The following is a 10,123-nucleotide window of genomic DNA, read 5'->3' as shown; positions in this document are numbered from 1 at the left end:
TCAGTCTTGGTCATGGTGGCGTTCCTTCGCGGGAATCGGTGACGTGAACAATCACCAGCCTGCCATGACCGCCCTCTCTCGGCGAATTTGCAGAACTCTCAGCACACTACCTGTCTTCGACCATCTGTGTCAGCGGTCCTTCGGCCATGCGGCCTATAAAGGCGCCGCCTGGCGTCTGTGTCCCGTGCCACGGCTTTTCATTGGAGAAGTCTCGACGTCGCCGTGTGAGCTGCCTGTGGATTGCGATCTCGGAATAGCCTTGTGCGAGCCGCGGTTGTCTATGATCAGGGTGTCATCAGGTTTGGGGTGGGAACCAGAAGCTGCTCGACATAGAGGAACGCTGCCCGTTGATCGGTCCGTCGGTCAGCCACGGCCAAGCGATGCGGAATTTCATCCGCCGACCTCAGCGGCTGTCTCACCGTCAGCCGAAGCCTATGCCGTGCATCCTATTCGGCGAGCACGCGGGTCGATGGGAAGGCGACCTCGACCAGCGTTCCTTCGCCCGGCGTCGAGGTGATGGCGAAACGGGCACGGTTCGCCTCCACCATGGCCTTGGTGAGAGGCAGGCCGAGCCCGGTGCCGTCGCCTCGTCCGCGCTTCAGCGCATTGATCTGCTTGAACGGCTTCAGCGCCTGCTCGATCTCGGCCTGGGTCATGCCGATGCCGGTGTCGCGCACGCGCATGACGACATCGCCAGAGGCCTCGTAAGCGGTCGAGACGATCACCTGGCCGCCAGCCTGGGTGTAGCGGATGGCGTTGGACAGGATGTTGAGGGCGATCTGGCGCACGCTTCTCAGGTCCGCCACCACCTCCGGCAGCCGCGAGGCGAAGCTGGAGCGGATGATGACGCGCTCGCGATTGGCCTGCGGCTGCATCATCGCCACCGTCTCGGCCAGCGTGTCGTTGAGCGACACCGCCTCGTAATCCATCTCCTGCTGGCCGGCCTCGATCTTCGAGATGTCGAGCAGGTCGTTGACGAGGTCGAGCACATGGTTGCCCGAGCGGTTGATATCGCGCAGGTAGTCGCGATAGCGATCGTTGGTGATCGGGCCGAATTTCTCGTCCACCATCAGCTCGGAAAAGCCGATGATGGCGTTGAGCGGGGTGCGGATCTCGTGGCTGATGCGGGCCAGGAAATCCGTCTTCTGCGATGAGGCGCGCTCGGCCACCGCGCGCGCTTGCGTCAGGTCTTCCTCGGCCCGCTTCCATTGCGTGATGTCGCGCACCACGGCGCAGAAGCCGCTGTCGTTGGGCAGCCTGCCGATGGTCATGAACAGCGGGATGAAACGCCCCTGCGCCTCGCGGCCGATGACCTCGCGACCGTCGTTCAAGACGCTGGCGACGCCCGGCTCCGAAAGGCCGGCGAGATAGTCGCGCGCCGCGCGCTGGCTTTCTATGGCGAACAGCGAGGCGAAGGGCTTGCCAGCGACCTCGTCGCTGTCGAAACCGAACAGCGCTTCCGCGGGCCGGCTGATCGAACGGATGTTGCCGTCGCGGCCGATGAGCACGACGCCGTCCGTGGCCGTGTCGATGATGGTGCGCATCTCGGCGATGCGCGACTTCAGTTCCGGCACGTCCGGCTGCAGCGCCGGCTGGTCATTCGCGGCGGTGAAATGCGCCGCGTCGTCCTCGCCAGAACGCCGCACCACCAGCATCAGCGCCTTGCCGCCGCGCCACGGCACGGAGCGCAGCAGCGCGTCGATCGGGAATTCCTGGCCCTGGCGGGTCTTGAGCTTCAGCGAGTGGTCGCTTTCGTCCGCCGCTGCGTCCTCGGCATAGGGATCGGCAAAGAGCGCGCCCAGCCCTCCCGCATCCGCGAGGTCGTCCAGCGCATCGTAGCCGGTCAGTTCGAGGAAGGCGTCATTGGCATAGTGCAGCACGTCGCCCGAATGGATAAGCAGCGGCACCGGCAACCTGGCGAGGATGGACGTGTCGGGTGCCTTGGCTTCTTCTCCGTTCGAAAACGCGGACGGCACAAAACCCGACAGTTTGAGCGGCGGCACGTCGAGGCGCTGCCGCGCCGGCGCTGCCGCTTCTTCCGGCTGTTCTTCCGCGGCCTCGGCGGCATCCGCGTCGGAGCCGGCCCAATCCTCATTGTCCTGCGCATCGCGGAAATCGTCCGCCGTCATGCTGTCGTCGTCGGCCGTCGCCTCGCGGCGAGGCTGCCCGGCAGCGGCCTGCTGCGCCGCAGGCTCTTCGACCGGCTGCTGCGGCTCCGCGGCAGCATGTTCGGCGGCCTGCCAGGCGCCCTCTGCCTGTCCGGGCTGGGTTTCGTCGGCAGATTTCTCCTCATCGGCATAGTTGAGCAGCGAGCCGGAAACGGCCGGCGTCTCGGCCTGGACGGCGTCGCCCGTCTCGGCGTCATCGACGCCGTCGAGCCGCGCCAGGTCTTCCTGGTCTTCCGCCTCGGTCTGCGCCTCCGCGGCCTCCGCATCGGCCTTCGCGTCATCGGCTTCCGGGGCTTGCGCTGCGGATGCCGGGCTCGCTTCCCGCGCCGAATCGTCCTGCTCCGTCGTGTCGGGCGCAAGCGGCTGGTTTGCGTCGGCCTTAGCTTCGTTGGCCGGTTCCTTCACCGTCGCCGTGTCCTCGCCGGCGGCGGTCGCACCGAGCTGCTTGTCGGCTTCGGGGACGCGCTCCTCGGCAGAACTGTCCTTGCGCAGCCGCTCGCCGATCTCGCGGAAGGCGCTGCGCTCGAGGATCGACAGGCTCCTTGCCGGCGCGTCGGTTCCCGGCTGCTTGTCGTTGGCCGGTTGGCGATGCTCGGCCAGCCTTATCACCTTGTCGGCGAAGCGCCGCTCCGGCTTCGGCACGATGGTCAGCGCCGGCACTTCGCCCTGGAACGGATCTTCGGGTTTTGGCGGTTCGGGCGGCGCCTGCTCCGCCGCCGGTCGCTCGCCCGACGGTGGGGTTCCGCCGGAGGTGGCCTCGGTCGGGGCGGCATTTGGCACCAGGGCCATGCCAAGCGCTTCGGGATCGACCACGGCGTCGGCCGTGCGCGCGACGCCAAAACCGCGAAAACCTTCGAAGGCGCGGCTGCGGCCATAGACGGGCAGTGCCGCCAGATCGACCGGGATCTTCAGGCCGGTTCCGGCCACCGGCCACAGCACCGAGCGGCCGGACCAGGTATCGCGCCGGTCGAGCAGGCCGGCGATCTCGCCCGAGGCGTCGAGGCCGAAAGTGGCGGCGACATCCCTGAAGCGGCGGCCGATCACATCGGCGGCCGGCTGGCCGACGATGTCGGCGAATTCGGGCGACAGTGCGCTGAACCTGCCTTCGGCATCGGTGCGCCAGACGAAGCGCAGCGGCGGCGCGGAGCGATCGATGTCGCGGGGCGGGGCCGGCTGGCTTGATGTCGTGGTTTCGCCGACATCCTGCCCTTGGCCTTCGGCCGTGCCAGCTCCCTTTGGCATATCCTTCGCCGGCGCTGCCGGTTGAGCGTGCCCGGCGTCCTCGTTGCCGGCATTGAAGTACCAATGGTCGTGCTGGCCGGCATCGGCGGCCTGTTGGCTGGAGCCGGCGGCATCGGCCGTGGCAACCATGGGTGCCGCGGCACTGCGCGCACCGTCCTCGGCGGCCTCCGGGGCAACCTCGGCCTGTTCGGCAGGCGACGCTGGAATGTTGTCCTGGACAGGTTCGGGCTCGGCGGCCGGTCGATCGTCCTGACCGCCATCCGCACCGTCGAGCTGTTCCTCGTCGATCACGACCAGCAGATGGCGCGTGTCGGTGAGCCGCGCAAAACCAGCCGGGTAGGAGGTGTTGGCGCCAGGCACGAGGCGCTTGACGATGCGGTCGCCGCTGCTTGCCACATCCGCAACCAGGGCAGCCAGCGTCCGCGACCCGATGCCAAGCGCCGCAAAGCGTTCCGAGGCTGCTTCGACGTCGCCCTGCGCGTCGACGAAGGCGATGAAATGACCCGGCTCGGTGAAACCGGCTATGGCGCGGCTGGCGATTTCGCCGGTGCTGCGCGAATTGGTTTGCGCCGCCGGCGCCGCCAGCAGGATTGCCTTCTCGCCGTCCGGCATCGTCACGGCGCTGGCCAGGAAGCCGACGGCACGGCTCACCATGCCGGTGGCCAGCCTCACCGTGATGGCACGGTCGCTGCCGATGTCCGGAAAGCCGCTGGTCGCCATGATCTGCCGCCGGGCGATCAGCGGCAGCCGCGCCGAGGCGCCGATGATGGCCTCGATATCCGGATAGCCGAACACCGACGCGCCTGGACCGTTCGCCCAGATCACCTGTTCGAGGTCGGCCGACAAAATGGCCAAGGCATCGCCCGCGGCAAAGCGCTGGCGCACTGTGTCCAGCACGGCGACGTCGAGGAAGGAGTAGTTTTCAGGCGGCATGCGCTGGCCAACCCTCCGGAGCGGGCATTTTTTCAGTTAACGCTTTGTTAATAAAAGCCTGTGGCCCCAAGGTCCACAAGCCTAGGCTTGCATCGGTCGAAATCTCTGGGCTCTTGGTTAACGGCCTTGCGGCTGACGTGGGGGAAAGATTTCATGGTGCGATGCAACAAAAATGTTGCATCGCACAAAAAAACCTTTATATTGCCACCATACATGAACGAGACGGCTTTCTGTCAAAGCCGCTATCCCGAAAAAGGTTGGAAAATGTCCAAGACCACTGCCAAGACCGCCGCCGAGACCATCGAAAACGTCGAATTCCCGAGCTTCGACGCTTCCAAGGCCACCGACCAGATCCGCGCCTTCGCCGAGAAGGGCGTCGAGCAGTCGAAGGAAGCCTACGCCAAGCTGAAGACCGGCGCCGAGGAGACCCAGAAGGTTCTGGAGTCGACCTACGAGACCGCCAAGACGGTTTCCAGCGATGTTTCGCTGAAGGCCATCGCAGCGCTGCGCGCCAATGCCGAGGCCAGCTTCTCGCACCTCGAAGCCCTGGTCGGCGCGAAGACCCTTTCGGAAGTCGTCGAGCTGCAGACCTCGTTCCTGCGCAAGCGCGTCGAAATGGCTGTCGAGCAGGCCAAGGAGTTCCAGACTGTCGCCACCAAGGCGGTCGAGGACGTCTCCAAGCCGGTCAAGACCGCCTTCGAGAAGGCGATGAAGGACGTCAAGGCTGCCTGATTTCCACGCACAACCCTGCGATGCATCAAAACGTCGCATTTCGTCAGACAAATGGTCGTGCGATAGGGTTAAATAACCAGATACCCGGGGATGGAACCTCCTCCCTCCGTCTCCGGGGTGACCAGCCAGCACCTCCTCCCGCTGGCTCGTAACAGGAAAAGGCCGGCACCTCCTCCCGCCGGCCTTTTCTTTTGCCTTGACGTAGGCGGATGAGGAAACCGTCCTTTACCTTATCAAGGCCCTTGAATTAGAATCCGATAGCCCGTATTTGACGCATCGCCGAACGACAGAGCGGATCACGGAGAAAGATTTACCTCGATCCGGCTCACGTGCCGTTGTAGCTCAGTTGGTTAGAGCACCAGATTGTGGATCTGGGGGTCGCTGGTTCGAGCCCAGCCAACGGTACCATCGGCTTCTCCCATAAGTCATTATAATTGCTGCATAACTTCTCATTTCAGGCGGCCGATGCTGCGGTCGCCTGCGATTTTGTCCTGCGTATTGTGACACAAATCATGTTGCGATCAGATGGGAAGACGACGCGAAGAGCACGATCCTGATCGGTTCCTGCATCTGCGAGGAACTAATTTCCACTACCGGCGCCGAGTGCCGAACGAGGCGCTTACGCGAGCCTGAAGACAATTGATCTGACGCAAAACGTCTGGCGCGGCTTCGCCTTAGCATCCATCGGGATAGTTGGATGAGACGGCGATGTTGCAGACAAACACACAGTTCAACCCCCGGGCGGTCGGGCCCGTACGGCGTATCTTTCTCCCCTTCGTGGCGGCCAACAAATGGCTTGTCACCATGGTCCTGGTCGCGGCCCTCGTCTCGGCAGGGCTCCTCGCTCATTGGCTCGTCGGCCCGGCGGTTGTGGTTTATCCGGTTGTGCGTGGTGACCTGGTGAAAACCGTGGTCGCCAGCGGCCATGTGGAATCGCCTTACCGGGTCAACATTGGAAGTCAGATCACCGGCACCGTGCAGGACGTGTTGGTCGGCGAGGGTCAGTCAGTCAAGCAAGGTCAACCGCTTGTCGCGCTCGAGCCCAGCGAACTGACTGCGGCGGTGGTTTCCGCCGAGGGCGCGACGGCGGAAGCCGAGGCACGGGTCCGCCAGATGCGGGAACTGACGCTGCCGGCGGCCGAGCAGGCGCGAAAGCAAGCCGAAGCCAATCTCGTCGACGCTCGCGCTGCCTACCAGCGTGCGGAAGATTTATTCAGATCCGGATTCGGCACAAAGCAGACCCTCGATGAGGCCACCAAGAACTTCGATGTCGCGCAAACGCAGGTTCGCACGGCCGAATTGCAGGTCTACACGTCGCAACCCGGCGGAAGCGACTATGTGATGGCGCAGACCGCGCTCAACCAAGCCAACGCCAACCTCGCCACGGCCAAGGCGCGTCTTGACTACGCCACGATAAAATCCCCTCGCGACGGCGTTCTCATCACGCGCAACGTCGAACGCGGATCCGTAGTCCAGCCGGGGGCGGCGCTGCTCGTTCTGGCGCCGAGCGGGGACATACAGTTGGTGTTGCAGATCGACGAGAAGAACCTCGGCCTGCTTGAACTGGGCCAAGCCGCGAGAGCCTCCGCCGATGCCTATCCCGACAAGCTCTTCGATGCCGATCTGACATACATCAATCCCTCCGTCGACATTACCCGCGCATCCGTGGAGGTGAAGCTCACGGTGGCCGATCCGCCGCCCTATCTGCGCCAGGACATGACGGTCTCTGTTGACATTGCGATCGCCCGCAGGCCGTCGACCTTGATCGTTCCGGCTCGTGTCGTCCACGACTCCACTTCTGCGGCACCCTGGGTTCTGGTTTATCGGGACGGGCGGGTCCGCGAACAGCCGGTGCGATTGGGATTGCGCGCGGCCGACCAGGTCGAGATCCTGGATGGTCTGGCGCAGGGTGACCTTGTCGTTCCGGTCGCGGCGGGCGTCAGGGCTGGTCAACGCATCCGGCCGGTGAATGCATGAGACGCTGGCTGACATTTGCCTGGATAGCGGCGCTCCGCTTTCTGGGCGAGGGGCGTATGCAGACCGGGTTCATCCTTGTTGGAATAGCCATCGGCGTCGGCGTGATCGTCTTCATGTCGGCGATGCTGACCAGTGTGCAGACCAATTTCACCAATCGCGTTCTGAGCTCGCAGCCCCATATCCAGTTGCAGCCGCCCGATGAAGTTGCCCGGCCGCTTCGCCAGCGCGATGGGATCGTCGAAGCTGCCATCGTTCAGCGTCCGACCCAGCGTGTCCTGGCGCTCGATCAATGGCAGACGATCCGCGCAAGAATGCAAGCGCGGCCGGATGTCGTCGTTGCGACACCTTCGATTTCAGGCTCGGCGCTGGCGGTGCGGGGTGACGTCAGCCGCAGCATCGGCATAGTGGGAATAGAGGCTGACGACTACTTCCGCATCGTACGGCTGCCGGACTATATCGTTGCCGGAGAGCCGCGGCTGGAGTCCGACGATATCCTTGTCGGCCTGGACCTGGCCAACGATCTTGGCGTCACGGTCGGCGATAAACTCAACGTGGCCAGCGGCAACGGCGGAAACCGCGTGCTGACAATCCGCGGGATTTTCGATCTCGGCAATCGTGGCGTCAACGAACGCAATACCTATGTCCAGTTGCGGACCGCGCAAAGCCTTCTCAACCTGATTGGCGGTGTTACGGACATCGACATGACGGTCACGGACGTTTACGCAGCTGAAAGCATCGCGCAGGACATCGGTGCAACACTCCCGGTGAAGGCTGAAAGCTGGATCGTCACGAATGCCCAGTTCTTTACGGCGCTGTGGGCTCAGACCCTTTCGAGTCTGCTGATCCGCTCCTTCGTCGGCTTGTCCGTGGCCTTCGGAATAGCGGCCGTGCTTGTGGTGTCCGTTCTGCAGCGATCCAAGGATATCGGGATCCTGCGCGCGATGGGCAGCTCGCGCGGCAAGATATTGCGGGTCTTCCTCATCCAGGGCGGTGTGCTGGGTTTCCTGGGCTCGCTGCTGGGTTGCCTGCTGGGCGGTGCCGCCCTGTTCGCCTGGTATCGTTTCGCCCGCCAGCCGAATGGAGACGAACTCTTTCCGTTGCTCATCGAGCCGAGCCTGTTCGCGTTTTCGGCGCTGTTGGCTACTGTCACCGGAGTGCTCGCCGGCATGGTTCCGGCTTTTCGCGCCGCCAGGCTTGATCCAGTGGAGGCGATCCGTGGCTGACCTTCTGGTCCTGGACGGGATCCGCAAGTCCTACAATGTCGGCACCCCGGCCGAAACTGAAGTGCTACACGGCATCGACCTGGCGATGAAGTCGGGTGAATTCGTGGCGCTGATGGGACCGTCGGGCTGCGGCAAGAGCACGCTTCTCAACATTATCGGGTTGCTCGATCGCCCTACGTCCGGCCGAATGTCGATCGATGGCGAAGATACGACGTCGCTCGATGAAGCGGCGCTGACCAGGCTGCGCGGGCACGCGATCGGCTTCGTGTTCCAGTATCATCACCTCATCTCCGCTTTCACGGCCCGCGAGAATGTGATCATGCCGATGCTCGTCGACCGCGGCCGGCCGGACGCTCGGATGGAGGAGCGCGCCGATGAGTTGTTGGATCACGTTGGCTTGGGCAAGTGGCGCAATACGCGCGCGATGAACATGTCGGGTGGGCAGCAACAGCGCATCGCGGTGGCCCGCGCGTTGGCCATGAATCCGCTTCTGGTTCTGGCGGACGAGCCGACCGGAAATCTCGACACGGCTTCGGCCCAGGGCGTGTTCGAATTGATGCGGCGCTTCAACCGTGAACAGGGAACGACGTTCCTGGTCGTTACCCACAACCACGATCTTGCCGCCCAATGCGACCGCATTATCCAATTGGTGGATGGGCGGCTTACCGGTGACCGGCGACAACCGGCCGTTGCCGACTCCCCGCAGCCGGGCTGATGTTCTTCCTCCCGCACGTGCCTCGCCGGCAGGGACGGCCGCTCGACTGAACTCACGGGCCGTCTGTCGCAGCAGCTGACTCGCTGAAAGATTGGCCAAGGTGGATAGACCGAGGCGGCAGGGTGCCGGAGGTCGAGAAGGATTCCTCTTGTGGAATCGGGACGTCTGAGGACATGGCGCCATCCAGGAATTGCTGCGCAGCCATTTCCTGCATCCACACGCCAAGGATGCTCCGCCGGGTGCCCTCGGCAACGATGCAATACCCTCTGGGATCGATGACCGAAAGAACCGCGTGGTCGTCTTTGTGCGCCAGGCGGAAGGCGTGGTCGATGACCTCGAGGCAGGCAGCCAGGTGCCGTTCATCAGGCAATCGCGCGTTGTGCAGCATATCCGAAAGCCGGAACGCTTCCAGGCTTTGCCCTGCGATGCTCGTTCCCTTCCGTCCCAGTTCGAGGAAGACGCTCACCACCGGAAGCATGCCGCGGATCGAGGCGTAGATTGCCTGGGCTTCCTGCTGGCTGCAGGCGGCAAGATGCGGCGTATCGAGCGGCACCGGCTGCGGTGCCGCGCCAATGCCCAGCGAATGCGCGATCTCATTTTCCAGCCATTGCCGGACTTCAGGCGGAGCAGTGCGGATCTGCTCGGGGTTCAAGGTAATGCCGACCATTTGGCGTCTCCCATCGGTTGCCGTCAGCATCAAGACACATGGGCGCGCAAAGCCATTGATCCTCATCAAGTCAGGTGCTCGCCGGTCACTTGGTGTTCAGCTCACGAGAGAGAAATGCGAACCCAGGAACACCAGGAACTGGCTGGTCATCAAAGGGACCCTCAAACTAGGCCCCGCCTATCTCGATCAATGCGTTGGAAAGAGCCGCTCACAGCGGTACCCACGCGCGTCCCTTCTTGCGGTAGCGATGCTTGACGGCTGCCCATGCGACCCGATGGGCGATTTCTTCTCGCTGCTCGCCGCGGTCCGTATATTCGCCCCAGGCGTGGTTGAACGCGGCGCGATAGATTTCCCTCGCATGCGGCGGCAGATATTCGCGGATTGGTGGAGGCAGATCCTCGATCGATGCGTATGGCATAGCAACTCTTCCATCTTTCTGGTGCGAACGGACCCATACGCCGACAAT

Annotated in this window: 7 protein-coding genes and 1 tRNA gene; 5 read left to right on the top strand and 3 right to left on the bottom strand. The window is 63.7% G+C overall.

The window, feature by feature from the left end:
* Window positions 1-446: 446 nt before the first annotated feature.
* Window positions 447-4,343, bottom strand: a complete 3,897-nt coding sequence (locus tag RFM41_RS15920) for a PAS domain S-box protein (RefSeq protein WP_320250133.1) — start codon at window positions 4,341-4,343, stop codon at window positions 447-449.
* A gap of 264 nt (window positions 4,344-4,607) precedes the next feature.
* On the opposite strand from RFM41_RS15920, the gene RFM41_RS15915 reads away from it, so the two are divergent.
* The 5 genes from RFM41_RS15915 to RFM41_RS15895 all read left to right on the top strand — a co-directional run bounded on the left by RFM41_RS15915 (window position 4,608) and on the right by RFM41_RS15895 (window position 8,990).
* The gene (locus RFM41_RS15915; protein WP_320250132.1) at window positions 4,608-5,075 is read left to right on the top strand and encodes a phasin; all 468 of its coding nucleotides are present in this window, start codon (window positions 4,608-4,610) and stop codon (window positions 5,073-5,075) included.
* Between the two features lie 331 nt (window positions 5,076-5,406).
* Window positions 5,407-5,483, top strand: a tRNA-His gene (locus tag RFM41_RS15910).
* A 396-nt stretch (window positions 5,484-5,879) separates the two neighbouring features.
* A complete protein-coding gene (locus RFM41_RS15905) occupies window positions 5,880-7,052 on the top strand; it encodes an efflux RND transporter periplasmic adaptor subunit (protein WP_320250165.1) in 1,173 nt (390 codons plus the stop codon).
* Window positions 7,049-8,275, top strand: coding sequence for an ABC transporter permease (locus RFM41_RS15900; RefSeq protein ID WP_320250130.1), 1,227 nt, complete (start codon window positions 7,049-7,051; stop codon window positions 8,273-8,275). Before RFM41_RS15905 ends, RFM41_RS15900 begins: the two co-directional genes overlap by 4 nt.
* Window positions 8,268-8,990: an ABC transporter ATP-binding protein gene (locus RFM41_RS15895; protein ID WP_320250128.1), complete on the top strand. Its 723-nt coding sequence runs from the start codon at window positions 8,268-8,270 to the stop codon at window positions 8,988-8,990. Before RFM41_RS15900 ends, RFM41_RS15895 begins: the two co-directional genes overlap by 8 nt.
* Window positions 8,991-9,042: 52 nt before the next feature.
* Here RFM41_RS15895 and RFM41_RS15890 read toward each other — a convergent pair whose 3' ends face one another.
* The gene (locus RFM41_RS15890) at window positions 9,043-9,657 is read right to left on the bottom strand and encodes a hypothetical protein (RefSeq protein ID WP_320250126.1); all 615 of its coding nucleotides are present in this window, start codon (window positions 9,655-9,657) and stop codon (window positions 9,043-9,045) included.
* Between the two features lie 208 nt (window positions 9,658-9,865).
* Window positions 9,866-10,075 (bottom strand): ChaB family protein, encoded by a 210-nt coding sequence (locus tag RFM41_RS15885; RefSeq protein WP_320250124.1) that lies wholly within the window; start codon window positions 10,073-10,075, stop codon window positions 9,866-9,868.
* Window positions 10,076-10,123 lie beyond the last annotated feature (48 nt).

Origin of the sequence: Mesorhizobium vachelliae (assembly GCF_033977325.1) — a bacterium.
Taxonomy (GTDB): Bacteria; Pseudomonadota; Alphaproteobacteria; order Rhizobiales; family Rhizobiaceae; genus Mesorhizobium; species Mesorhizobium vachelliae.
Note: the sequence above shows the minus strand (reverse complement) of the source record. Positions and strands in the feature narration are given on the sequence as shown.